Genomic DNA, 24,048 nt, shown 5'->3' with positions numbered 1-24,048 from the left:
GACGTTCCGGCGTACGCGATGCCCGCCGTGGCCGCGGCGATCGCATGGCCGGTTGCGCTGGGGTGGTCGGCTCCCGTTGTGGGATGGGCGATCTCGTTGCTCGCGGCGATGATCATCGGGTCGGTGGTTCCCACGGTGGGCGGGTGGCCGTGGTCGATCCAGGTGACGCACATCATCGCAATCCTTGTGCTGTCGTTCATGGCCGCACTCCGATGCCCGCTCCGGTGGCTGCCGGTGATCTGGTTGGCGTCGACGTTGGTGATGACGAATTCGGCCCCCGACGACCAGCGGCCGGGATGGATCTTCGGTCTGACGTTCGGTGCCATCGTCATCGCCCTTGTGCGCGGGCTGCTGGCATCTCGTAGGCAGCTGGCCGAGCGCACCCAGGAGACCAAGGCGGCGGAATCCGAGGCGGCCGTCCTGCAGGAGCGTGCACGCATCGCGCGTGACCTCCACGACGTCGTTGCCCACCGGATGTCGATGGTGGTGGTGATGGCGCAGACCGCTCGGTATCGACTGCCCGACGTCAGCGACGCCGCTGCGGCCGAATTCGACGCGATCGCCGTGGCGGCGCGCACCTCGCTCGACGAGGTGCGCCAGCTCCTCGGCGTGCTGCGTGAACCCGACGACACCTCAAATGCGTCGAGTGCGCGGACAGCGCCCAACCCCGGGCTCGAACACATCGAGTCGTTGGTTGAGGCGACACGTCGGGCAGGAGCCGACGTGCAGTTGCATCTGGCGACGCCCGGAACGGACGTCGGCGAGGCGTCGGGTCTGGCCGTGTATCGGATCGTGCAGGAGTCCCTGGCCAACGCCACCCGCCATGCGCCGGGAGCGCGGACAGACATCTGGCTGCGCGACGGTGCACAAGGTCAGCTCGAACTCGCAGTCGTCAACGGGCCGGGCACCGAACCGCCGCTGGATCTTGCGGGCAACGGAGCCGGTATCCCCGGTATGACCGATCGGGCGCGCAGCGTCGGCGGATCACTCGTCACCGCGCTCACCCCTGACGGCGGATTCGCCGTCCGCGCGTGGGTTCCCACCGGAAACCAGCGCGCGATCACTTCATCGGACCCAACCGCATCATCGGACCCCACTGCTTCATCAAATACAGATTCATCAAATACAGATTCTTCGGATGCAGAAAGGTAGCGTGCATCCGGTGCCGATCACGCTTGTCATCGTCGACGACCAGGCGATGGTCCGACAGGGATTCTCGGCGTTGCTCGCCGCCCAACCCGACTTCTCGGTGCTCGGTGATGCCGCCGACGGCGTCGAGGCCGTCGAACTGTGCGCCAGGGTGAGCCCCGACGTCGTGCTCATGGATGTGCGGATGCCCAGGCGCGATGGGTTGTGGGCGGCGCAGCGCATCCTGGCGAGTCAGGCGGGCGTCGAATCCGGTACGGGCGCAGGCGTTCCGGCGAACGGCGCCGCGGGCAAGACGCGCGTGCTGATGTTGACGACCTTCGACATCGACGACTACGTGTACGAAGCGCTGCGGATCGGGGCGTCGGGATTTCTGCTCAAGGATGCGCCCGCCGACGAGCTCGTCCGGGCTGTGCGGGTGGTCGCGGCGGGCGATGCGCTGCTGGCGCCGTCGATCACCCGCCGACTCATCGCCGAGGTGACCTCGCGGCGTGAGCGCCGCACCTCATCGCCGGAACTCGCATCCCTCACCCCGCGCGAGCGTGAGGTGCTCGAACTGGTCGCCGAGGGCAAGTCGAACGCCGAGATCGCGGGCGAACTGTACGTCACCGAGCAGACCGTCAAGACACATGTGAGTGGATTGTTGGGAAAACTCGGCCTGCGCGATCGCGCCCAAGCCGTCGTCTACGCCTACGAGCACGGTGTGAAGTGATGAACACCGGCTGTACGGCATTCGCTGTCGCACGGCGCACGGCACGACGGCCAACTAGATTGGACAGCGTTCACCCAAGTAAGCGTTCACCAGTGAGCGTTCACCCCGGCGGCTAACTCGGATAGCGGCAACTCGGACGGCGGAAGGCACGAAGAGACATGGCGAAGAGATACGGCATTCTCACCTCCGGAGGCGACTGCCCGGGTCTGAATGCGGTCATCCGCGGTGCGGTTCTCAAGGGAGAAACCGTCTATGGGCAGGAGTTCGTCGGCTTTCGTGACGGCTGGTACGGACTCGTCTACGGCGACATCATCGAGCTCGACCGCGCCCGTGTGCGTGGTCTGAGCCACGAGGGCGGAACCATCCTCGGTACCAGTCGATTCGGTCCGTACTCCGAGCCGGACGGTGGCGCGGAAAACATCAAGAAGGTCCTCAAGAACCTCGAGATCGACGGTGTGATCGCCATCGGCGGCGATGGCACGGCCGCAGCGTCGCAGCGCCTGTTCGAAGACGGCATCAACATCGTCGGCGTGCCGAAGACCATCGACAACGATATCGCCGCGACCGACTACACGTTCGGTTTCAACACCGCGGTCGAGATCGCGACTGAGTCCATCGACCGGTTGCGTACCACCGGTAACTCGCACAAACGCTGCATGGTGCTCGAGGTGATGGGCCGTCACGCGGGGTGGATCGCATTGCACTCCGGAATCGCGGGCGGCGCGCATGCCATCTTGATCCCGGAGCATCCCGAGAGTCTCAATCAGATCTGCGCCTGGGTGACGAGCGTGAAGAACCGCGGTCGCTCACCGATGGTCGTCGTCGCCGAGGGCTTCAAACTGCCCGAGATGGAGACCGCACATTCGACGAAGGGGCTCGACGGCTTCAACCGGCCCCGACTGGGCGGCATCGCCGAGGTCCTCGCCCCGATGATCGAGGAGCGCACCGGAATCGAGACCCGCGCAACCGTGCTCGGCCACGTACAGCGCGGTGGAGTGCCGACGGCGTTCGACCGCGTCCTGGCCACCAGACTCGGCATGGCGACGACCGATCTCGTCGCCGACAAGGGCTGGGGGCAGATGGTGGTGCTGCGTGGCACCGAGATCGAGCGCACCACCTTCGACGAGGCGCTGGCCAACCACAAGCAGGTCCCCGCGGCCCAGTATCAGGAAATGCGGGTCATCTTCGGCTGACGGGCCCCGCTCGGCGCGGCTCGGTGATGCGCGCCGTCGATGCACACGACCCGACCGACCGGGCGATGCGCGCACGCATAAACTGGACGCCATGACTGCCGCGACCGCCGAACTGATGGACTACGACGAGGTCATCGAGAAGTTCGATCCCGTGATGGGACTCGAGGTGCACGTCGAGCTCGGTACCGACACCAAGATGTTCTGTGCGTGCCCGACCGCCTTCGGAGCCGATCCCAACACGCAGGTGTGCTCGGTGTGCATCGGCCTGCCCGGATCACTCCCCGTGGCCAACGCCAAGGCCATCGAGTACGCGATACGCATCGGACTGGCGCTGAACTGTTCCATCCGGCCGTCGAGCACCTTTGCGCGGAAGAACTACTTTTATCCCGACCAGCCGAAGAACTACCAGATCTCCCAGTACGACGACCCGATCGCCTACGAGGGATACCTCGACGTCGCGCTCTCCGACGGAACGACCTGGCGTGTCGAGATCGAACGCGCTCACATGGAGGAGGACACGGGCAAGTCGCTGCATGTGGGTGGCGACGGCCGCATCCACGGCGCCGACCACTCCCTCCTCGACTACAACCGCGCGGGTGTGCCGCTCGTCGAGATCGTCACCAAGCCGATCACCGGTGCCGGAGCGCGCGCACCCGAGGTCGCGCGCGCCTACGTCACGGCGTTGCGAGATCTCCTCAAGTCACTCGACGTCTCGGACGTCCGCATGGATCAGGGATCGCTGCGCTGCGACGCCAATGTGTCGTTGATGCGCAAGGATGCCTCCGAGTTCGGCACCCGCACCGAGACCAAGAACGTCAACTCGCTCAAGAGTGTCGAGGTCGCCGTCACTTACGAAATGCGAAGGCAGGCAGCGGTTCTCGAATCGGGCGGCGAGGTCGTGCAGGAGACTCGTCACTTTCACGAATCCGACGGCACCACCTCGGCGGGGCGTCGTAAAGAGACCGCGGAGGACTACCGCTACTTCCCGGAGCCCGATCTGCCTCCCGTGCAACCGGATTCGGCATGGGTGGCCGAGATCCAAGGCGCATTGCCTGAGTTGCCGTGGGTGCGACGCGCGCGGATCCAGACCGAGTGGGGCGTGTCCGACGAGGTCATGCGTGACCTGGTCAACGTCGGCGCCGTCGACCTCATCATCGCGACCGTCGATGCGGGTGCCGCTCCCGAAGCCGCGCGCGGCTGGTGGGTGTCATTCCTCGCGCAACAGGCCAATACGCGCGAGGTCGAACTCGCCGATCTGGCCATCACTCCGGCGCAGGTCGCCTCGGTCATCGGACTCGTCGACGAGGGCAAGCTGACCACCAAGCTCGCGCAGCAGGTCGCGGTCGCGGTGCTCGACGGCGAGGGCGAACCCGAGCAGATCGTGGCCGACCGTGGCCTCGAGGTGGTGCGCGACGACTCCGCACTGCAGAAGGCCGTCGACGAGGCACTGGCCGCCAACCCCGACATCGCCGACAAGATCCGGGGCGGCAAGGTTGCGGCCGCAGGCAAGATCGTGGGCGACGTCATGAAGGCGACGCGCGGTCAGGCCGACCCGGCTCGTGTGAAAGAACTGGTCATCGCCGCCTGCTCCTGACGACGCCCGAGCCGATCAGCTCGCGTTTGGAAGAAGCGCGAGCACATCGTCGTCGACGCCGGCGTCGACCAGTCGTGACCGCGTCTGACCGAGCCACGTGTCTGCCCACTCCGGGTCGACGCCGTGCAGGATGTCGTACTGCGCCTGCCACGACACCCTGCGGAAATCCGGGGTGCCGGGCGGGTGCAGTCGTCGCGACTTCGCATCCGATATCTGTTCGGCGACGAAGAAGAGAAACTCGTCGGCAGAGGTGGTCTGTCGGTCGGAGAGAATGCGTGCACGTTCTCTGACCGTCAGATGCCACACGCCGTCCTGCTGCCAGCATGATGGAACACCGTCGTCGCGCAGACGTGACAGCTCGGGGAGGTCGTCGGTGGTCGCCCCCATACGACGGCCGAGCTCGACGATGCGCGTCGTCATCGACTCGCCGAGCCCGCTGTCGATACCGGTCATCCGCTGGTCACCGGCGGGAACGTCTGCAGCAGGTATCCGGCGCACAGCAGCCAGCCGACGTTGACGTCGGTTCCACACTCCGGGCGGCTCGGCAGAAGCTGTGGGACCACCTCGTACTGAGTGCCGAGACCGGGTTGTTCGAAGGCCGGTGCGATCGGGCCGGTGTAGATCGGGAGTTGCTTGACCACGCGGTACACGTGGTAGTTGCAATACCGGGGGCTGGAGCTGTTGACGAGATTCGACGGCGGCAGTGACCGTTTGATGTAACTCGTGCCGGTGGGTGCGAAGAAGTTGCCACCCTCACCGCCGTACCGGTCGATGCTCTTGCCGACGTCCAGCGCGGCGCGGTGCTTGATGGGCTTGCCGTTCCTGATAACGTACCCCTGTTGTTCCGGATAGCGCCAGTTTGCTTTGGGCTTCGCGTCCGGGTCCCACCACTTGGTCAGGAAGTCCTTGCCGTCGGTGAAGTTGCCGAGGCGCTTATAGCCGGCCAACTGAGGTCCGACCGGCGCCTCCGTGGCGAATTCCTTCGGGCCGAGGCGCCAATCGCCCGGGCTGTAGAGTTCCGCCGAACAGCCGGCCGAGGTGCCCGGCAGGCCGGGGATGCCGCCGAGACTGCCGAAATCGGAGGAGCCCAAACCCGGTGCCGCGGTGGCCACACCGGCAGACCCGAATGCGAGGGCGAGGAAGAACGAGAGTACGAGAACCAGAACGCGACGACGCATGGGCCGTGCCTTTCGCTGAATGATCAGTGGTGAAGGCAGCGTAGAGCGCGCCCATGTCACCGATCGGCAGTATCGCGAAATCCGTACGACGAACGGGTGACGGAAAACGAGGCTCGTACCTCAGGTCCGATTCTCCGACGACGCGGGCGGAATGAAGCGCACGACGCGGTCGTCGGTGGCGACAGGCTTGCCCGACGCCTTGTTCACGGTCGCGAAAAGCATTGCGCCACTTGCGGAGCTGACGATCCGACCCAAAGCGCCGTAACGCTTCTCGAGAACGACGGCAGGCGGAGTGATCGTCGGCTTCTCTCGTGTCGGTTCGGTGAGCGCGAGGATCTGCTGGGTGCGCGTGGTGGTTACGAAGATCTGGCCCGATGAGACCGCGCAACCCGCGACATCGGGTTTGTCCGGCCACGTCCACAGCACCTTGGGCCCGGCCGACTCGACGATCTGCAAGCGATCCTCGGTCGAGGTGCGATCGGCGACGTAGAGCGCTCCGGTGTCGTTGTGGCACAGTGCCACGTTCGATCCGAATCCGGAGGCGACGACTTTCGGTGGCGGATTGGCGCCCGACCCGAACGAGGTGACGGACAGCAGTTTGCCCGCGAGCGACGCAGGGTTTGCCGCCGCCGACGGATCACCCGCATCGCCCGTCGCGACGAGGAGCTCGGTGGGGGAGCGGAAGTACAAAGCCCCCATGTTTCCGGTGGCACCCTTCGGAATCCCGGTGAGAATCGGCTTGGCGACGTCGCCCGGCGCGATCCGGACCACGCGATTGTCCGACGGGGTGGTGATGAGGGCGTAGATGAGCCGGTCCTGGCTGTACGTCGGAGACAACGCGAAGTCGACGAGTCCGCCGTCGCCCGAGCCGTCGACGTCGAACGAGGCGATCGCTCGTTGCGGTCCATAGCGCTTGGCGGTGATCAGTTTGCCCGTCGTGCGTTCGGCGACGACCGTTGTGGTCGCCTGATCGTCGCCGGGCATGAGTCCTCCGGTCGACGCGAGACATGTGGCGATGACCTGGGGGTCGGGGTCGACGCACGGGCCTGTCGGCGGCGGACCCTGATTCTCCGGGGTGCTGGGCTCGGGGGTCGGCGTCTGCTGCTGATTCTGGGGCGCATCGTTGTTGGCCGAGAAGTCGCCTGCCGCGCGGTCGCGGTCCTGAGCGGAGAAGTCTGCGCACCCGGTGAGTACGACCGCCGCCAGCATGATCGCCCCCGTCAGCAGTGCCCACAGGCGCACCCGCCGGGATCCGGCGGTTCGATGCCGCTTGTTCCGCCCCTCTCGCATGCACACCACAGTAGGCGATGGTCGACGACTCACCGCGCGCTGTTGGGCGGTGGCCCGTCGGCGACGCTCTACAGTCGACTGTGTGACTGAACGAGACGACCGGGCCTCTACCGACGACGTCTCCGGAGCGGCGTCGAACTCCGACGATCGCGGTCTGAGGGGAAGTTCAGGCAGCGGCACCGGGCGCGTGGCGGCAGGCAACGCGGAGACGGGCAGCAACAAACCCTACGTTGGTTCCGACGGCGACTCCGCGAGTCCGTACGACGAGACGACCGGGCAGATCCCCATCCAACAACGTCCTGCCGACGACCGTGATGCCTTCTACGACAGGCACTCTCGTGGACGGATGACTCGCGTCGACGAACTCGACGATCTCGATCCGGACGAGGTGCAGACGCGCCCGTTCTCCGCCACGACCCCACCCGCTGGGAAGCCGACGCCGCCGGCAGCAGTGTCCTCAGAGTCGGCCGCGGGGGCGACGGGGCATCGACGGCGCCGCAGGCCCGCGCCGCAACGTATCGACGACGCCGCGACCGAACGTTTCGCGAGCTCCGAGCCCGCAACGCCCGAACCTGCGCGCGAGCACGGGGACGTTGCCCACCCGGTCACCGCCGCCTCGACCGAGCGTCACGACACCGCGATCATCGATACGGCCACCCCTCAACCCGAACACGACGCCGCCGACTCCGCGACGGCCGAACCCGTCGACCCCGCCACTCCTGAGCCCGTCGATACAGCGAGATTCAGCAGTGCGCGGGCCGACGTCGACGCAGTGCCTGCGCCGGTACACGCCGACCATGACGAGTCGCTCGCGGTCGCCGAGCCGCGCGTGCGACGCGGCACCCTCGACCTCGGGCTGCTGCTGTTACGCGTGGCCGTCGGAGTCGTCGTGATGGCGCACGGTTTGTCACACCTGTTCGGTTGGTGGACCGGCACAGGTCTCGACGGGTTCCAGAATGAACTCCTCAATCCCGCGAACCCCGCGATCGGATTCGCAGCGGACGCCGCCAAGCCGCTGGCAGCGGGTATCGCGCTCGCCGAGACGATCGGCGGTCTGATGGTGATCGTCGGGCTGCTCACGCCGATCGGGGCGTCGGCGATTCTCGCGGTGATGCTGCTGGCAGCCGCATTCAAGACAACGCTCGCCGGTGGGTTCGAGTTCTTCGCGAGCGCAAGCGGCGTCGAGTTCGAGCTCATGATGGCCGCGGCGGCCGCCGCCATCATCCTCACCGGGCCGGGGCTCTACTCACTGGACTATCCGCGTGGCTGGGCCCGCAGACCGTTCATCGGCTCGGTGTTGTGGCTGGTCGTCGGGATCGCCGTCGCGTGCGTGATCTGGATCTTCTGCAACGGCACCGACCCGTTCACCTCTCCGGGCAACCCGGGCTGACAGCCCCGCTGTAAAGACACCAACGCAATGAAGAAGGGCCCGACCAGTTGGTCGGGCCCTTCTTGTTGGAGTTGTACGCCGGACGCTCAGACGCCCAGACTCTCAGTCGACTCGGCGAACAGCGCCCTTGTCAGCGGAGGTGGCCAGCTTGGCGTAGGCGCGCAGCGCAGTCGTCACCGTGCGCTGGCGGTCCTTGGGCTGCCACGGACGCTCGGAGGCCTCCATCTTGGCGCGACGCTCGGCGAGCACGTCGTCGTCGACGAGCACCTTCAACGCGCGAGTCTTGACGTCGATGAGGATCGGGTCGCCGTCTTCGATCAGACCGATGACACCACCCGCGGCGGCCTCGGGGGAGATGTGGCCGACCGACAGACCCGACGAGCCACCGGAGAACCGGCCGTCGGTGATGAGCCCGCACTTCTTGCCCATGCCGGTGCCCTTCATGAAGGCGGTCGGGTGCAGCATCTCCTGCATGCCCGGGCCGCCGGACGGGCCCTCATAGCGCACGACGAGCACCTCGCCTGCCTGGATCGTCTTGGACAGGATGACCTGCACGGCCTCCTCCTGGCTTTCGACGACGCGCGCGGGACCCTGGAAATGCCAGAGGTCTTCGCTGATGCCCGCGGTCTTGAGCACGGCTCCGTCTTCGGCCAGGTTGCCCTGCAGCACACACAATCCGCCCTCTGCGGTGTACGCATGCTCGACGTCGCGGATGCAGCCGCCCTCTTCGTCGGTGTCGAGTGAACTCCACCGGTTCTTCGTCGAGAACGGTTCGACGGTCCGCACGCCACCTGGCGCGGCGTGGAACAGTTCGATCGCGGCGTCGGTGGCCTTGCCGCCGCGGATGTCCCAGTCGTCGAGGGCGTCGGCCATGGTCTTCGAGTGCACCGTGGAGACGGTGTCGTCGATCAGTCCGCCACGACGCAATTCACCGAGGATGGCGGGGATGCCACCGGCGCGGTGGACGTCTTCCATGTGGTAGTCGGAGTTGGGTGCGACCTTCGACAGACACGGCACGTTGCGGCTGATCTCGTCGATGACGTCGAGATCGAAGTCGGCGACCTCGCCCTCCTGCGCGGCGGCGAGGATGTGCAACACGGTATTGGTCGAGCCGCCCATCGCGACGTCGAGTGCCATCGCGTTGCGGAAGGCCGTCGTGGTCGCGATGCTGCGCGGGAGCACCGAGTCGTCGTCGTCGCGGTAGTAGCGAAGAGCAGCCTCGACGACGGTGGTGCCCGCGCGACTGAACAGGTCGTAGCGCGCGGCGTGTGTGGCCAGCGTCGAGCCGTTGCCCGGCAGCGACAGACCCAGTGCCTCGGTCAGGCAGTTCATGGAGTTGGCGGTGAACATGCCGGAGCACGAGCCGCATGTCGGGCAGGCCGACCGCTCGACCTCGGTGAGGCCCGCGTCGTCGACGTCGTTGTTCGCCGACGCCGAGATCGCGGTGATGAGGTCGGTGGGCGCCTGCGCGACACCGTCGACGATCACGGCCTTGCCAGCCTCCATCGGGCCACCCGAGACGAAGACGGTCGGGATGTTCAGGCGCATCGCGGCGTTGAGCATGCCGGGAGTGATCTTGTCGCAGTTCGAGATACACACCAGCGCGTCGGCGGTGTGGGCGTTGACCATGTATTCGACGGAGTCGGAGATGATCTCGCGGCTCGGCAGCGAGTAGAGCATGCCGCCGTGACCCATCGCGATGCCGTCGTCGACGGCGATCGTGTGGAACTCGCGGGGAACGCCGCCCGCGGCGCGAACAGCGTCGGCCACGATCTCGCCGACGTTCTTGAGGTGCACATGGCCCGGCACGAACTGTGTGTACGAGTTCGCGATGGCGACAATCGGCTTGCCGAAATCGTCATCGGTCATGCCGGTGGCACGCCACAGTGAGCGGGCTCCGGCTGCTTCTCGTCCGACGGTGGTGGTTCGCGACCTCAGGGCTGGCATGGGATTCCTCGATCGTTCGGTGTCCGCGCGAGGCGGACCGTGTGGACTCGCGATGCGCCGACTACGGCGCTGTGGATGTCTCAACGCCACACCAGACGCGAATATTCGCTCACCGTTTTCGTGTGCGTCGGAAACGTTCGTCTGGCCTGACACCTCGGCGGGTCCGCACCGGGTTCGACTGGGCTGAGCCAACTCGCGTCGTCACTCCGATGGGCGTGGCGAAGCGGGTTCGCTCATCAACGGTACTCCCCGCTGACGTGCGGGAACAAAACAGATCTCGGCCGACGGCCCGCGCGCGTCGGCCGCCCGGCGGTGCATGTACCGCGACTCAGATACCCAACACCGATTTGGCGATCATGAAGTAGAGCAGGAGGCCGGTTGCGTCGCAGAAGGTCGAGATGAACGGAGTGGAGAACACTGCGGGGTCGACTTTGATCGACTTGGCGATCAGCGGCATGAGCCCGCCGACCGTCGCGGCCATGGTGCAGATCGACACGATGGTCACGCCGATGACCGTGCCGATGCGGAAGTCGTAGACCAGGCCCGCGACGACGAATCCGACGAGCCCGAGGCTGACGCCGAGTGTCAGTCCCACTCGGAACTCCTTGCCGACCACCCGGGCCACATCCCGAGGTGCGACGTCGTTGACGGCGAGTGCTCGGGTGACCGTCACCGCGGCTTGCGAACCGGTATTGCCGCCGATGCCGGTCAGAAGGGGGATGAACAGCGCAAGCGCCACCATCTCGTCGAGCGTCGCCTCGAAGATCTCGAGGACGTTGACGGTGAGGATCGCCGAGATGCAAGGACGAAGAGCCACACGATCCGTGATCGGGTGATGGAGAAGACCGAGGCGAGCAGATACGGCTCGTCGAGCGGCTCGCTTGCGCCGGCACGCGCCTCGTCGACGTCTCGGGCCTGCTCGATGACTTCGACGGCGTCGTCGAGAGTCAGCACCCCGACGACCCTGTTCTCGCTGTCGACGACGGGCATGGCGAGGATGCCGCGGTCGACGCAGCGTTGCGCAGTCGACTCCGCGTCGTCGTCGGCGGCAGCAGCGACGGGTTTGCGCATGAGATCGCCGACCGGGGTCTCGGGCTCGGCGAGCAGGAGATCGCGCAAGCTCACCACACCCTCGAGGACGCGATGGTGGTTGATCACCGGGATGGTGTAGATCGTCTCGACCTCGGCGCCGCGCTCTTTCACACGCGCGAGAGCCGCGGCGACCGGTTCGTCGACGTAGGCATGGACGATTTCGGGGCTCATCCGCCTGCCGACCGAACCGCGCGGATAGCCGAGGACGACGCCGGTGGCATCACGTTCTTCGGGTGTCAGGTCTGCGATCAACGTGTTGGCGACGGCCGCGGGCAATTCGTCGAGCAGTTCGGCGCGGTCGTCGGGATCGAGATTGTCGAACGCCTCGGCGACCGCAGTGGTGCCGAGGTCGTCGATCAGGTGGCGCTGCGACCGCGGGCTGAGGTCGTCGAAGACGTCGACGGCTACGTCCTTGGGTAGCAGCCGAAACGCGATACCGCTGTGCTTGCGGGGGAGTCTGTCCAGAATGGCGGCGACGTCGTGGTGGGGAAGGGTCGAAAGGTATGCCGACGTCTGGGCCAGCTCGCCCGCGTCGATGAGGTCGTCGATGTCGTGGGCGGAAACGGTGGGGCTTGCCACCTGAAGAACCTTAACGCGACGGCCGGGTTCGGGCGGGTTGACGATGACTGCTGGGCACGATTCTGCGCATCAGGATCTCGGGCGTCAGGATTCTGCTGCGGCCGCGGCGGCGTATGGATCGGGGATTCGGCCGCGACTCGCGGCGGACAGCAGTGGCAGGTCGCGGAACATCAACGCAGGCAATCGGACCTTCGAGCCGTCGGACAGCACTGCCCGGACGGGTCCCCACTTGGAGAACTGCAGACCCGCAATGTCCGACCACGCGATGCGCCTGGTGCGGAACGTGCCGACCGCGGTGATCCCGTCCTCGGTGACGACAGTCCGGATTCGAGCGATCCACAGGGCGAGCAGGATCGGGATGATCAGTGTCCAGCCGAGCCACACCAGTGACGTGCCCGCCAGGATGATCGCGACGATGAACGCCGCTGGCACCGCGAAATAGGCCAGCTTCTGTACCCGGAAAGCCTGTGGCAACTCGACCGCATCCTCTGCCGAGGAGTCCTCGTGTGACAGGTGATCCTCGCGAGACAGGTCCTCGCTCGGGGGGACGTCGTCGGGGAGGTCGCTGGAAGTCGGCTGGTCAGACGAAGGCACGACCCCATTGTGTCATCCTCGCCAGACGGCCCGTCCACGCAGTGCTTTCCCACGATGTGGGACTCAGGTGTCCGTAGTTTGACTCAGTGATGTGCACAGCCCTACCGTGAACAACGTGATGCACAAGGATCTTCTCGTAGTAGTCGGCCGGCGCGTCGTCGCCTGATCGGTCACTTCGTAGACCCAACCAGCATCGACGCGCCACCCTCGAACAGCCTTGCTGTCGGGGGTTTTTTGTTGTCAACGACATGGTGAACCGATCTCCATGCGCAATCACAAGTCAATCGAATCCCAGTCCGTCGCAGGACGCCGAACAGAAGATGTGAGGACCGTGCAGTGAGCGCACCAACAGCACGCGCCGCCAGCGGGGCCGATGCCACAACCGAGCCCGCAGCCAAGAGTAATGGCACCGCAGCCAACGTGCTGCGCGAACAATCACCGGCGGCGGGCACGCTCCGCGCCGTGCCGCAGAACACCGTCGCACCCGAGCGGGTCAGCGGTGCGCAGTCGGTGGTTCGATCGCTCGAGGAGCTCGGCGTCGAGGTGGTTTTCGGTATTCCCGGCGGCGCTGTTCTGCCGGTCTACGACCCGCTTCTCGACTCGCAGAAGGTGCGGCACGTTCTCGTTCGTCATGAGCAGGGTGCTGGTCACGCTGCCACCGGCTATGCACAGGTCACCGGTCGCGCCGGAGTCATGATGGCGACGTCGGGTCCCGGTGCGACCAACCTCGTCACGCCGCTGGCCGACGCGCAGATGGACTCGGTCCCCGTCGTGGCGATCACCGGCCAGGTCGGCCGGGCACTTATCGGCACCGATGCGTTCCAGGAGGCCGATATCTCCGGCATCACGATGCCGGTCACCAAGCACAACTTCCTGGTGAGCAACGCCATCGACATCCCCCGGATCATCGCCGAGGCGTTCCACATCGCCGAAAGCGGCCGTCCCGGTGCGGTTCTCGTCGACATCCCCAAGGACATCCTGCAGGCGCAGACCACCTTCTCGTGGCCGCCGCAGATCGATCTGCCCGGCTACCGTCCGGTGACCAAGCCGCACGGCAAGCAGGTTCGTGAGGCAGCTCGACTGATCAACGCCGCGAAGCACCCCGTGCTCTACGTCGGTGGCGGTGTCATCAAGGCCAACGCATCGCCGGAGTTGCTCGAACTTGCCGAGCTGACCGGCATCCCCGTCGTCACCACCCTGATGGCTCGCGGAGCGTTCCCGGATTCGCACCAGCAGCACCTCGGCATGCCCGGCATGCACGGCACCGTGGGAGCCGTTGCGGCACTGCAGCGTTCGGATCTGTTGATCACTCTCGGCGCGCGCTTCGACGACCGTGTCACCGGACAGTTGGCGTCGTTCGCGCCCGACGCGAAGGTGATCCACGCCGACATCGATCCCGCTGAGATCGGCAAGAACCGCGTCGCCGATGTCCCGATCGTCGGCGACTGCAAGGCTGTCATCTCCGATCTGATCGAGACGCTGCGCAACGAGCGTGCCACCAGCGACACGTCGCAGGATCTCACCGAGTGGTGGGCCTACCTCGACCGCATCCGCCGCACCTACCCGGTGAGCTACGACCGTCCCGCCGACTGTTCGATGTCGCCGGAGTTCGTCATCTCGCGCGTCGGGCAGCTCGCGGGCCCCGACGCCGTGTACTGCGCGGGCGTCGGCCAGCACCAGATGTGGGCCGCACAGTTCATCTCCTACGAGAAGCCGCGTACGTGGCTGAACTCGGGTGGTCTCGGCACGATGGGCTACGCCGTTCCCGCGGCGATGGGCGCCAAGATGGCCGATCCCGACGCCGAGGTGTGGGCCATCGACGGTGACGGTTGTTTCCAGATGACCAACCAGGAGCTGGCCACCTGCGCGATCGAGGGCATCCCGATCAAGGTGGCGCTGATCAACAACGGCAACCTCGGCATGGTCCGTCAGTGGCAGACGCTCTTCTACGAGGAGCGCTACTCCAACACCGACCTCTCGACCCACTCGCGGCGCATCCCCGACTTCGTCAAGCTCGCGGAAGCGTTGGGCTGCGCGGCATTCCGTGTCGAGAACGAAGCCGACGTCGACGACGTGATCGCCCAGGCGCGTGAGATCAACGACCGCCCGGTCGTCATCGACTTCATCGTCGGCGCCGACGCCCAGGTCTGGCCGATGGTCGCAGCGGGTACCGGCAACGACGAGATCATGGCCGCCCGCGACATCCGGCCGCTCTTCGACGACGACGAGTCGGCCGCCGAAGACGTCGCCGAGATCCACGAAATCGTCAACCAGCAGACCAATCTCGGCCAGGAGGGTCGGAAGTGAGTACTCATACCCTGAGCGTTCTGGTCGAGGACCTGCCCGGTGTTCTCGCGCGCGTGTCGTCGCTCTTCTCGCGCCGCGGATTCAACATCGAGTCGCTCGCTGTCGGCCCGACCGAGATGAAGGGTGTCTCGCGAATGACCATCATGGTCTCCGTCGAGGACTTCCCACTCGAGCAGGTCACCAAGCAGCTCAACAAGCTGATCAATGTGATCAAGATCGTCGAGCAGGACCCGGCGTCGTCGGTGTCCCGCGAACTGATGATGGTCAAGGTGCGCTCCGACGCTTCGGTGCGCAGCGAGGTCATCGAGGTCGTGAATCTGTTCCGCGCCAAGGTGATCGACGTCTCGCCCGAGTCGTTGACCATCGAGGCGACCGGAACGTCGGAAAAACTGGAGGCCCTGCTGCGGATGCTCGATCCGTACGGCATCCGCGAGATCGCCCAGTCCGGTGCGGTCACACTGGGTCGAGGACCCAAGAGCATGTCGGCCAACCGCTGACGTTCTGAAGAAAACAACCTGTCGTAAGACAACATACGAGCCCCGGCCGCAAGACCACTTCGACTGGGGCACAAGTAGATATCGAAGGGAATCCAACTGTGGCGATCGAATTGTTCTATGACGACGATGCCGATCTGTCGATCATCCAGGGCCGCAAGGTTGCTGTGATCGGCTACGGCAGCCAGGGCCACGCGCACTCGCTGTCGCTGCGCGACTCCGGCGTCGACGTCGCGATCGGCCTGCGTGAGGGCTCCAAGTCGCGTGAGAAGGCGGAAGAGCAGGGCCTCAAGGTCATGTCGAACGCCGAGGCCGCCAAGTGGGCCGACGTCATCATGCTGCTCGCTCCCGACACCTCGCAGGCCAAGATCTTCACCGAGGACATCGAGCCGAACCTCAAGGACGGCGACGCGCTGTTCTTCGGCCACGGCCTCAACATCCACTTCGGCCTGATCAAGGCTCCGGAGAACGTCACCGTCGCGATGGTCGCCCCGAAGGGTCCCGGTCACCTCGTGCGTCGTCAGTTCGTCGACGGCAAGGGCGTTCCCGCCCTGATCGCCGTCGACCAGGACCCCAAGGGTGAGGGACAGGCGCTTGCACTGTCGTATGCATCGGCTATCGGTGGTGGCCGCGCCGGCGTCATCAAGACGACCTTCAAGGAAGAGACCGAGACCGACCTCTTCGGTGAGCAGGCCGTGCTCTGCGGTGGCACCGAGGAACTGATCAAGACCGGCTTCGAGGTCATGGTCGAGGCGGGCTACGCACCCGAGATGGCCTACTTCGAGGTGCTGCACGAGCTCAAGCTCATCGTCGACCTGATCTACGAGGGTGGCATCGCCCGCATGAACTACTCGGTGTCCGACACCGCGGAGTTCGGTGGCTACCTGTCGGGCCCGCGTGTCATCGACGCCGATACCAAGGACCGCATGCGCGCCATCCTCTCCGACATCCAGGACGGCACCTTCGTCAAGCGCCTCGTCGCCAACGTCGAGGGCGGCAACAAGGAGCTCGAGGATCTGCGTAAGAAGAACGCCGAGCACCCGATCGAGGTCACCGGCAAGAAGCTGCGCGACCTGATGAGCTGGGTGGATCGTCCGATCACCGAAACCGCCTGATACTCAAAGGACTCAGCACCGGCCCGGTTCCCGTCAGGGAGTCGGGCCGGTGTCGTTTTACCGGCGCGCCACGGCGGGTCGCGCTCGGCGGTCGCACTCGGCGTCGACTGAACCCGGACACGCGAAAACGCAACACCCCGAGGCGAAGTGGTTGCCTCGGGGTGTTGCGTCGGTTGTCTTGTCAGTCGATCAGATCAGCGAGAAACCCTTGTACCTGGTCGATTTCACGTAGTCGAGCACGGGGCCGATGTTGGTTCCGGTCTCCGGTCCGATGCAGCCGACGAAGTAGTACGCGTTGACCATGCCGACGAGCCGGTCGCCGACGACCACGGGGCTACCCGAATCGCCTTCGATGACGCAGATCTGGGAGAAGTGCACGTCACCGTCGGAGAACCACGAGATGCCGCAGGTGTTGCCGGTGGTGCGACCCTGCTTGCACGCGACGGTGGGGAAGCCGAGGGGCTTGGTGTCGATGCGGTTGATCGTCACACCGTTCACGGTCCGCAGCGGCACGACGCGGCTCTTGTCGAACTCGATGATCGCGACGTCTTCTTTGGGATCCGAGTAGGTGATGGTGCCTGCCTGGCCACGACTCTGGAATGTCTCGGAGAGCACCTTCTGGCCGGGCTTGCCGCAGTGGCCTGCGGTGATACCGATCAGCTCACCGGTCTTGGCGTTGCCGATCGTGGTGAGGGTGCAGGCGGCTGCGCTGTTGCCACCCTTGAGGACCAGGATTCCCGACCCTCCGCCGAGATAGATCTTTGCCGGGGCAGCAGTGGCGCTACCGGCCCCCCAGCCAGCCAGCAATACTGCGGCGAGAACAGCCAGCATTGCTGTCAGCTTCCTCATCATTCACATGCTCCACTCTTGTTAACACCGGTCCCGCCTGAGCGGCGGGTCTTGCACACCGTAACGGTCGGCGGCCAAGACGAGCTGCACCTGGAATCCAGATGCGGTTGCTTTGCAACCTGTCTGTGATGACGTGTCCGATATTGGAATCGTCGGCCGCGTAATGACGATCACAATGTACAGGTGTTTCCTGAGTAAGAGCTTCGACGACGCAGACCGGCTGTTCAGGCGCGTCGGACGTCCCTCTAAGCTGAGTGCCGTACGTCCCTGGCGCTTCGATTACGTCCTTCGATATTTCGACACGTCTTCGGCGTCCCGATTCCTGTGTAACCGATCTACGGAGAATTCACTGTGACCTCAGCTGGCAGTCCGGTCGTCCTGATCGCCGACAAACTGGCCCCCTCGACCGTGGAAGCGCTCGGCGATGGCGTCGAGGTGCGGTGGGTCGATGGCCCTGACCGTCCCAAGCTCCTCGAGGCAGTGGTCGATGCGGACGCAATCCTCGTGCGGTCCGCCACCACCGTCGACGAGGAAGTGCTCGAGGCGGGCAAGAACCTCAAGATCATCGCCCGCGCAGGCGTGGGTCTCGACAACGTCGACGTACCTGCCGCGACCGCACGCGGCGTGATGGTGGTCAACGCTCCCACCTCCAACATCCACACCGCCGCCGAGCACGCCGTCTCGCTGCTGCTCTCGGCCGCACGTCAGATCCCCGCCGCCGACGCCACGCTGCGCGAGCACACCTGGAAGCGGTCGTCCTTCAATGGTGTCGAGATCTTCGACAAGACGGTCGGCGTCGTCGGGCTCGGTCGTATCGGACAGCTCGTTGCCGCGCGTCTCGCCGCGTTCGAGACACACGTCATCGCCTACGACCCCTACGTCTCGCCCGCCCGCGCGGCGCAGCTGGGTATCGAATTGGTCAGCCTCGACGAACTGCTCGAGCGTGCCGACTTCGTGACCGTGCACCTGCCGAAGACCCCGGAGACCCTCGGGTTGATCGGCGCCGACCAGCTCGCACGCACCAAGAAGGGCGTCATCATCGTCAACGCCGCTCGCGGTGGACTCGTCGACGAGCAGGCTCTCGCCGACGCGATCACCTCGGGCCAGGTGCGCGCTGCAGGCCTCGACGTCTTCGCCACCGAACCGTGCACCGACTCGCCGCTGTTCGAGCTGCCGCAGGTCGTCGTCACGCCGCACCTCGGTGCGTCGACCAGTGAGGCGCAGGACCGCGCGGGCACCGACGTCGCCAAGAGCGTGCGTCTCGCGCTTGCGGGCCACTTCGTTCCCGATGCCGTCAACATCACCGGTGGAGCCGTCGACGAAGAGGTCGCGCCGTGGCTGGAGATGTCGCGCAAGCTCGGCGTGCTGATCGGTGCGCTGAGCAGCGAATTGCCGTCGTCGATCGTCGTCGACGTTCGTGGTGAGCTCGCGTCGAGCAACGTCGACGTTCTCGCACTGTCTGCGCTCCGCGGACTCTTCTCGGCCGCGCTCGACGAACCGGTGACGTTCGTCAACGCGCCGACGGTCGCCGCCGAGCGCGGTGTGACCAGCGAAGTCGTGACCAACACCGAGAGCCCCAGCCATCGCAGCGTCGTCGACGTCAAGGCCGTCTACGCCGATGGTTCGGTGCACAACGTGTCGGGTGCGATCACCGAGCCTCGTCAGGTCGAGAAGATCGTCAACATCAACGGCCGCAACTTCGACCTGCGGGCCGAGGGACTCAACCTGCTCGTCAGCTACGTCGACCAGCCGGGTTCGCTGGGCAAGATCGGTACGTTGCTCGGCAACGCGGGCATCGACATTCTCGCCGCGGCGCTCTCGCAGGACACCGACGGTGGCGGCGCGACCATGATGCTGCGCGTGAGCAAGAACGTCGACGACGCCGTGGTCACCGAGATCTCCGAGGCTGTTGACGCGACCCTGATCGAGCAGGTGGATCTGTCATGAAACTCGCTGTCATCGCCGGAGACGGCATCGGCCCCGAGGTCATCTCCGAGGCGCTTGGCGTCTTGACGACGCTCGTGCCCGAGGTGGACGTCACCGAGTATGACCTCGGTGCTCGTCGCTACCACCGCAACGGAGAACTGCTCACCGACGATGATCTGGCGTCGCTTCGTGAGCACGACGCAATCCTGCTCGGCGCCATCGGCGATCCGTCGGTGCCCTCGGGTGTGCTCGAACGCGGACTGCTGCTCAAGATGCGGTTCGCGCTCGACCATCACGTCAATCTGCGGCCGTCGCATCGCTTCCCGGGCGTGACGTCGCCGCTGGCGGGCGATCCCGACATCGACTTCGTCGTGGTCCGTGAGGGCACGGAGGGTCCGTACACCGGCAACGGGGGAGCGGTCCGCGTCGACACCCCGCACGAGGTCGCGACCGAGGTCAGCGTCAACACCCGCTACGGGGTGGAGCGAGTGGTGCGCAACGCCTTCGAGCGTGCGACCAACCGTCGTAAGCATCTGACGTTGGTCCACAAGACCAACGTGCTGACCTTCGCTGGATCGTTGTGGAGCCGCACCGTCAACGCCGTTGCCGCGGAGTATCCCGACGTGAGCGTCGACTACTGCCACGTCGACGCCGCGACGATCTACCTGGTGACCGATCCGGGTCGGTTCGACGTGATCGTCACCGACAACCTGTTCGGCGACATCATCACCGACATCGCGGCAGCGGTCAGCGGCGGCATCGGCCTGGCGGCCTCGGGCAACATCGACGCCACGGGCACCAACCCCTCGATGTTCGAGCCGGTGCACGGCAGCGCCCCCGACATCGCCGGGCAGCAGAAGGCCGACCCGACCGCGGCCATCCTGTCGGTGGCGCTCCTGCTCGATCACCTCGGATACGCCGACGAAGCGCGCCGCGTCGAAAAGGCCGTCGCCGACGATCTTCTCGACCGCGACGGCGCGACGCTGTCGACCGGCGAGATCGGCAAGCGCATCCTGGATCGTCTCTGATCAGTTGTCCTCTTCTCGGGCCGGAACCTTCGGGTTCCGGCCCGAGTCGTTTGTGAGGGCACTGACGCACTGCACGTGAGCCGCAGGGCCGTGCCCGCAGAAAGCCGCGTCCCTCGGGACGTCGGAACGTACCGGTACATGCGAGCGACCCACAGGGCGCAACTTTCTACGAGCGCGGCGCGTGACAGACCGGCCGCGCGACGCGAGTTGTTCTATTTAAACTAGAACTATATGATCAGGACATGCTCATCCGCATCGACGCCGCAGATCGCGCGCCGATCTTCACTCAGATCGCCGCGTCGGTACGTGGCGGCATCGCGCGCGGGGAGTTGGCCCAGGGCGAGCGGCTTCCGTCTGCTCGCGATCTGGCGGCGTCGCTCGACGTGAATATCCATACCGTGTTGCGCGCGTACCAAGAATTGCGCGACGAGGGACTGGTCGAGCTGCGCAGGGGTCGGGGTGCCGTGGTGTCCGGAAACGCTCCGCACACTGCAGAGCTCGCCGATGCGCTCGACCGACTCGTCGACGCGGCCCGCCGCTTCGGAGTCGGGCCAGCGGAACTGACCGTCGAAATCACCAGGAGGATGTCATGAACCATCCGTCGTCTCAACACCGTTCGGGGAGAGTGGCAGCTGTCCTGCTGGGCACTCTGCCGTCCATCGCCGTGCTCGTCGTCGCGTTGGTGCTCTTGCGTATCTGGCGTGCGGATCTGCCGAAAGAGATTGCTACGCATTGGAACTCGCACGGAGTCGACGGCACGATGAGTCTGACCGGTGTCGTCGCCACCGTGGTGGTGATCGCGGTACTCGGCGCAGTCCTGGGAGGTGTGGCGGGGTGGTACATCCGTGAATCGGGCCCGCTGCGGGCCACGCTCGCCCTTGTCAACGGACTGACGGTGTTCGTGGTCGCCGGGATCGTGAGTACCGTTGGCGCCCAACGCGGTATCGCCAGTGTCTACGAAATCGGCATTCCGGCAATCGAACTCGTCGTCGCGGGTGTGATCGGACTGGTCGTGGGGCTGGCCACCGCGGCGCTGGTGCGCCGCAGGGAGCTGCCGACGCCGGCGCCGGTCGGCGATGTGCCTGTCGCCGAACTCGCTGTGGGAGAACGCTTTCTGTGGCAGCGGCGAGTATCGACATCGGCGACGTCACTGATCATCGTAGGACTTGTGCTGTTCGTAATCGTCGTGCTCGCGGTTCTGCTGCGGGAGCCATGGTTGGTGCTGCCGGGTGTCGTCGCCGCGTTGGCCAGTGCGATCCTGTGGTCTGCCCGCGTGACTGTTGATCGGGAGCGAATCGCCGTGCGAGGCGTACTCGGATGGCCTCGGGTCACCGTCCCCATGAGTGACGTCGTCCGCGCCGAAGTCACTCAGGTCAACGCATTGCGCGACTTCGGTGGGTACGGTCAGCGGCTCTGTGTGCACGGGCGGTTGCGCGGAGTGCGCGGCATCGTCCTACGATCCGGGTCCGCACTGATGCTCACTCGACTGGACGGCGGCCGTGAACTCGTCGTCGTCCCCGACGCGCAGCAGGCCGCGGGTTTGGTCAATGCGTGCGTCGCGCAAGCACACTCGCGTCGGTGACTTGCTCGACGGCCCGCGTATTGCGTTCGACGGATTGGCGCGCGGGCCGATCAGCGTGACAATCGAGCTATCTGGTTCTGCACGTCGGCGTTACGGGTGTGCGGGTTACGAGACTGTGCGGTTGAGAAGACTACGGAGGTGCCGATGACAGGCAACGGCTCCGTGTCCGTTATCCGGTCGCGGACGGCAGCGCTCGGCGTCGGGCCCGCCGTCGGGATGAGCGTCGTCGCGGTAATCCTGCTGGCCGCTTGGCGACCCGGTCTGCCGGATGCCATTGCGACGCATTGGGGTCATCACGGTGTCGACGGCACCAACAGTTTCTCGCGAGTCTGTGCCACGGTCGGAGTCGTTGTCGCTGTTGCCCTGGCTGTCGGTGCCGTAACAAGCTGCACCGCGCGAGCGGTCCCGATGTTGGCCGCGACACTCGCCATCATCAACGGGTTGGTCGTCTTCCTCGTCGCCTTCATGCTCGGGGTCACAGGCGCTCAGCTCGGCCATCACGGAGCGCCGTCGGCCGCATTGCCTGCACTGTGGTTCGTCTTCGGCATGATCCTCGGGCTTGTCGTCGCGGTGGCGACGGCGATAGCCGCGTCGACATGGTGCCTTCGACGGGACCCGCCGAATCGGCGATGACGGGTGGGCGCCACCTCAGGAGACCAATTCCTCCTGTGGGACTGCGTCTTTCGGAATGAGTGGCGTCGCTATGACCGGTGCGGCGGCGCTGACGAGAAAGGCGAGTGGAAATCCCGCAGCGCCGATCAGAAGTCCGAACAATGGCGTGGTTGCCGCCGTTGCCAGGTACTGGGCGGTGTTCTGAATCGCGAGGCCGCGGCCACTCCATTGTGGCCCTGCGTATTCGGCGATCGCGGTGAATGCGAGACCATTGTCGGCAACGGTGATGATCGAGGCGATCATCATCAACGCCGGCGCCAACGGCGTGTGCAGCCAGTCGGTGACGGCCAGCATCGCCATCGCCGCCGCGGCGCCGATGGCGATCAGCCGAATCGGACGCATGCGTGACAACCAGGCATCCGACCAGCGACCGGCCGCGATCCTGCCCAACGCGCCGATCACCTGGGTGATCGTCACCAGAATGCCCGCTGCGGCCGGAGACCAGTGCCGCGCGACGATCAGCCAGGTCGGTACAAATGTCCATAGCATCTGCTGTGGGATCACCAGCAAGACGCTGACTGCATGGACTCGTGCGAGAAACCAGCTCTCGCGGTACGGGTTTCGACGTTGCGCTGGGGCGGTGGCGCCGGTTGCCGACGGTGCGGGCGGATCGATCACGCCGAACACCACGGCAGCCAAGCCGATCGCGGTCACCACGGCGGGCACCGCCAGCGCGGCGGCGACGGAGTGGCGCGCGGCGATGACGGGCATGGTCAGTGCGCAGACGCCGATGCCCAGCGGCTGCGCCATCTGCCGGATTCCCATTGCGGTGCCGCGCAATTCGGGCGGAAACCATCCGACGACGATGCGGCCGCTGGCGCCGTTGGCCGCGCCGGAACCCACTCCCGCGATAAATAGGCAGACCGCGATCGCGACGTACGACGCATGGGCGGCAGCGGTGATCGCGGCTGCGGACGTGCCGACAAGGGTGATGGAGACCGAGATCAGCAGGATCGTCCGCTCGCCGTAGCGATCAAGAAGCGTGCCCCAGCCGACGATCGCGATCATGAGGCCGATCGTCGGGATCGTGGCCAGTACAGAGGCCTGGGCGAGTGACATGCCTTGCTGGGTGTGTAGCGCGGGAATGAGGTACGCAACCCCTCCGACGACAACCGCAGTCGTCATCGCGGCGACCAACGAGCACGCGAGCATGGTCCAGCGCCTGGCGTTGCTGATGGTGGACGTTGTCGTCATCGCGGACCTCCTTCGGGTGTGTCCTGGCAGCGGGGACCAGGTGGCGTCGTCGCGCTCTCGGGCCACTCTCAAATAATGAGATTGGATGTTCACATTCTAAGACCGACGCGACGCGGGCTCAATTTCGCGTCCCACAGAGTGGACGCGGTGGGTGCGCTAGTGTTCT

20 protein-coding genes and 1 pseudogene are annotated in these 24,048 nt (G+C 65.7%); 13 read left to right on the top strand and 8 right to left on the bottom strand.

The window, feature by feature from the left end; translation table 11 throughout:
• The 4 genes from B3T59_RS18825 to gatB form a co-directional block, all read left to right on the top strand.
• On the top strand, positions 1–1,152 hold a 1,152-nt coding region (locus B3T59_RS18825), incomplete at its 5' end, for a sensor histidine kinase (protein ID WP_287004736.1).
• Positions 1,153–1,162: 10 nt separating this feature from the next.
• On the top strand, positions 1,163–1,858 hold the full coding sequence (locus B3T59_RS18820; RefSeq protein ID WP_039855305.1) for a response regulator: 696 nt from the start codon (positions 1,163–1,165) through the stop codon (positions 1,856–1,858).
• A 158-nt stretch (positions 1,859–2,016) separates the two neighbouring features.
• The gene (locus B3T59_RS18815) at positions 2,017–3,051 is read left to right on the top strand and encodes an ATP-dependent 6-phosphofructokinase (protein ID WP_005205247.1); all 1,035 of its coding nucleotides are present in this window, start codon (positions 2,017–2,019) and stop codon (positions 3,049–3,051) included.
• 91 nt (positions 3,052–3,142) lie between these two features.
• The gene (gatB, locus tag B3T59_RS18810; RefSeq protein WP_005205244.1) at positions 3,143–4,645 is read left to right on the top strand and encodes an Asp-tRNA(Asn)/Glu-tRNA(Gln) amidotransferase subunit GatB; all 1,503 of its coding nucleotides are present in this window, start codon (positions 3,143–3,145) and stop codon (positions 4,643–4,645) included.
• 15 nt (positions 4,646–4,660) lie between these two features.
• Here the strand turns inward: gatB and B3T59_RS18805 are convergent, their stop codons facing one another.
• From B3T59_RS18805 to B3T59_RS18795, 3 genes are all read right to left on the bottom strand, one after another.
• Positions 4,661–5,098 (bottom strand): Imm63 family immunity protein, encoded by a 438-nt coding sequence (locus tag B3T59_RS18805; RefSeq protein WP_005205243.1) that lies wholly within the window; start codon positions 5,096–5,098, stop codon positions 4,661–4,663.
• Positions 5,095–5,823: a TNT domain-containing protein gene (locus tag B3T59_RS18800; RefSeq protein WP_005205240.1), complete on the bottom strand. Its 729-nt coding sequence runs from the start codon at positions 5,821–5,823 to the stop codon at positions 5,095–5,097. Before B3T59_RS18800 ends, B3T59_RS18805 begins: the two co-directional genes overlap by 4 nt.
• Positions 5,824–5,943: 120 nt before the next feature.
• Positions 5,944–7,113, bottom strand: coding sequence for a PQQ-dependent sugar dehydrogenase (locus B3T59_RS18795; protein WP_082946522.1), 1,170 nt, complete (start codon positions 7,111–7,113; stop codon positions 5,944–5,946).
• Between the two features lie 187 nt (positions 7,114–7,300).
• Here B3T59_RS18795 and B3T59_RS18790 point away from each other — a divergent pair, with 187 nt between their 5' ends.
• Positions 7,301–8,503 carry a DoxX family protein gene (locus B3T59_RS18790; protein ID WP_005205236.1) on the top strand — a complete coding sequence of 401 codons (1,203 nt, stop codon included), beginning with the start codon at positions 7,301–7,303 and terminating at the stop codon, positions 8,501–8,503.
• A gap of 102 nt (positions 8,504–8,605) precedes the next feature.
• On the opposite strand, the gene ilvD is transcribed toward B3T59_RS18790, so the two are convergent.
• The 3 genes and pseudogenes from ilvD to B3T59_RS18775 all read right to left on the bottom strand — a co-directional run bounded on the left by ilvD (position 8,606) and on the right by B3T59_RS18775 (position 12,715).
• Positions 8,606–10,450 carry a dihydroxy-acid dehydratase gene (ilvD, locus tag B3T59_RS18785; protein ID WP_039855265.1) on the bottom strand — a complete coding sequence of 615 codons (1,845 nt, stop codon included), beginning with the start codon at positions 10,448–10,450 and terminating at the stop codon, positions 8,606–8,608.
• Positions 10,451–10,778: 328 nt separating this feature from the next.
• Positions 10,779–12,121, bottom strand: a pseudogene (mgtE, locus tag B3T59_RS18780) (magnesium transporter).
• Positions 12,122–12,205: 84 nt separating this feature from the next.
• Entirely contained in the window at positions 12,206–12,715 is a 510-nt protein-coding gene (locus tag B3T59_RS18775) for a PH domain-containing protein (RefSeq protein WP_005205231.1), read from the bottom strand.
• Positions 12,716–13,051: 336 nt separating this feature from the next.
• On the opposite strand from B3T59_RS18775, the gene B3T59_RS18770 reads away from it, so the two are divergent.
• The 3 genes from B3T59_RS18770 (at position 13,052) to ilvC (ending at position 16,631) form a co-directional block, all read left to right on the top strand.
• Positions 13,052–15,022 (top strand): acetolactate synthase large subunit, encoded by a 1,971-nt coding sequence (locus tag B3T59_RS18770; protein WP_287004729.1) that lies wholly within the window; start codon positions 13,052–13,054, stop codon positions 15,020–15,022.
• Positions 15,019–15,519, top strand: coding sequence for an acetolactate synthase small subunit (gene ilvN, locus B3T59_RS18765; protein WP_005205228.1), 501 nt, complete (start codon positions 15,019–15,021; stop codon positions 15,517–15,519). Before B3T59_RS18770 ends, ilvN begins: the two co-directional genes overlap by 4 nt.
• A 98-nt stretch (positions 15,520–15,617) precedes the next feature.
• Complete coding sequence (ilvC, locus tag B3T59_RS18760) at positions 15,618–16,631, top strand: ketol-acid reductoisomerase (RefSeq protein WP_005205225.1); 1,014 nt, start codon at positions 15,618–15,620, stop codon at positions 16,629–16,631.
• Between the two features lie 189 nt (positions 16,632–16,820).
• On the opposite strand, the gene B3T59_RS18755 is transcribed toward ilvC, so the two are convergent.
• Complete coding sequence (locus tag B3T59_RS18755; RefSeq protein WP_064864568.1) at positions 16,821–17,483, bottom strand: trypsin-like peptidase domain-containing protein; 663 nt, start codon at positions 17,481–17,483, stop codon at positions 16,821–16,823.
• Positions 17,484–17,831: 348 nt separating this feature from the next.
• Here B3T59_RS18755 and serA point away from each other — a divergent pair, with 348 nt between their 5' ends.
• From serA to B3T59_RS18730, 5 genes are all read left to right on the top strand, one after another.
• Positions 17,832–19,427 carry a phosphoglycerate dehydrogenase gene (gene serA / locus B3T59_RS18750; protein WP_005205222.1) on the top strand — a complete coding sequence of 532 codons (1,596 nt, stop codon included), beginning with the start codon at positions 17,832–17,834 and terminating at the stop codon, positions 19,425–19,427.
• Positions 19,424–20,434: a 3-isopropylmalate dehydrogenase gene (locus B3T59_RS18745; protein ID WP_005205221.1), complete on the top strand. Its 1,011-nt coding sequence runs from the start codon at positions 19,424–19,426 to the stop codon at positions 20,432–20,434. The genes serA and B3T59_RS18745 overlap by 4 nt, the downstream gene beginning before the upstream one ends.
• 242 nt (positions 20,435–20,676) lie before the next feature.
• A complete protein-coding gene (locus B3T59_RS18740) occupies positions 20,677–21,027 on the top strand; it encodes a GntR family transcriptional regulator (RefSeq protein ID WP_064864570.1) in 351 nt (116 codons plus the stop codon).
• Positions 21,024–22,016, top strand: coding sequence for a hypothetical protein (locus tag B3T59_RS18735; RefSeq protein WP_064864571.1), 993 nt, complete (start codon positions 21,024–21,026; stop codon positions 22,014–22,016). The genes B3T59_RS18740 and B3T59_RS18735 overlap by 4 nt, the downstream gene beginning before the upstream one ends.
• Before the next feature lie 144 nt (positions 22,017–22,160).
• On the top strand, positions 22,161–22,649 hold the full coding sequence (locus B3T59_RS18730; protein WP_005205214.1) for a hypothetical protein: 489 nt from the start codon (positions 22,161–22,163) through the stop codon (positions 22,647–22,649).
• 15 nt (positions 22,650–22,664) lie between these two features.
• Here the strand turns inward: B3T59_RS18730 and B3T59_RS18725 are convergent, their stop codons facing one another.
• Positions 22,665–23,882 (bottom strand): MFS transporter, encoded by a 1,218-nt coding sequence (locus B3T59_RS18725; protein WP_005205212.1) that lies wholly within the window; start codon positions 23,880–23,882, stop codon positions 22,665–22,667.
• Between the last annotated feature and the right edge of the window lie 166 nt (positions 23,883–24,048).

This window comes from Gordonia sp. UBA7860, from assembly GCF_002500165.1.
Lineage (GTDB): Bacteria > Actinomycetota > Actinomycetes > Mycobacteriales > Mycobacteriaceae > Gordonia > Gordonia sputi.
The sequence above is the reverse complement of the archived record's forward strand: the minus strand, read 5'-3'. Positions and strand labels throughout refer to the sequence as shown.

Bases quoted from the DNA above. Each gene is read 5' to 3' on its own strand.
- B3T59_RS18740 (WP_064864570.1), top strand. From the start codon at position 20,677: ATGCTCATCCGCATCGACGCCGCAGATCGCGCGCCGATCTTCACTCAG.
- gatB (WP_005205244.1), top strand. From the start codon at position 3,143: ATGACTGCCGCGACCGCCGAACTGATGGACTACGACGAGGTCATCGAG.
- B3T59_RS18725 (WP_005205212.1), bottom strand. From the start codon at position 23,882: ATGACGACAACGTCCACCATCAGCAACGCCAGGCGCTGGACCATGCTC.
- B3T59_RS18795 (WP_082946522.1), bottom strand. From the start codon at position 7,113: ATGCGAGAGGGGCGGAACAAGCGGCATCGAACCGCCGGATCCCGGCGG.
- B3T59_RS18745 (WP_005205221.1), top strand. From the start codon at position 19,424: ATGAAACTCGCTGTCATCGCCGGAGACGGCATCGGCCCCGAGGTCATC.
- B3T59_RS18755 (WP_064864568.1), bottom strand. From the start codon at position 17,483: ATGATGAGGAAGCTGACAGCAATGCTGGCTGTTCTCGCCGCAGTATTG.
- B3T59_RS18735 (WP_064864571.1), top strand. From the start codon at position 21,024: ATGAACCATCCGTCGTCTCAACACCGTTCGGGGAGAGTGGCAGCTGTC.
- B3T59_RS18730 (WP_005205214.1), top strand. From the start codon at position 22,161: ATGACAGGCAACGGCTCCGTGTCCGTTATCCGGTCGCGGACGGCAGCG.
- ilvD (WP_039855265.1), bottom strand. From the start codon at position 10,450: ATGCCAGCCCTGAGGTCGCGAACCACCACCGTCGGACGAGAAGCAGCC.
- B3T59_RS18815 (WP_005205247.1), top strand. From the start codon at position 2,017: ATGGCGAAGAGATACGGCATTCTCACCTCCGGAGGCGACTGCCCGGGT.
- B3T59_RS18800 (WP_005205240.1), bottom strand. From the start codon at position 5,823: ATGCGTCGTCGCGTTCTGGTTCTCGTACTCTCGTTCTTCCTCGCCCTC.
- B3T59_RS18805 (WP_005205243.1), bottom strand. From the start codon at position 5,098: ATGACCGGTATCGACAGCGGGCTCGGCGAGTCGATGACGACGCGCATC.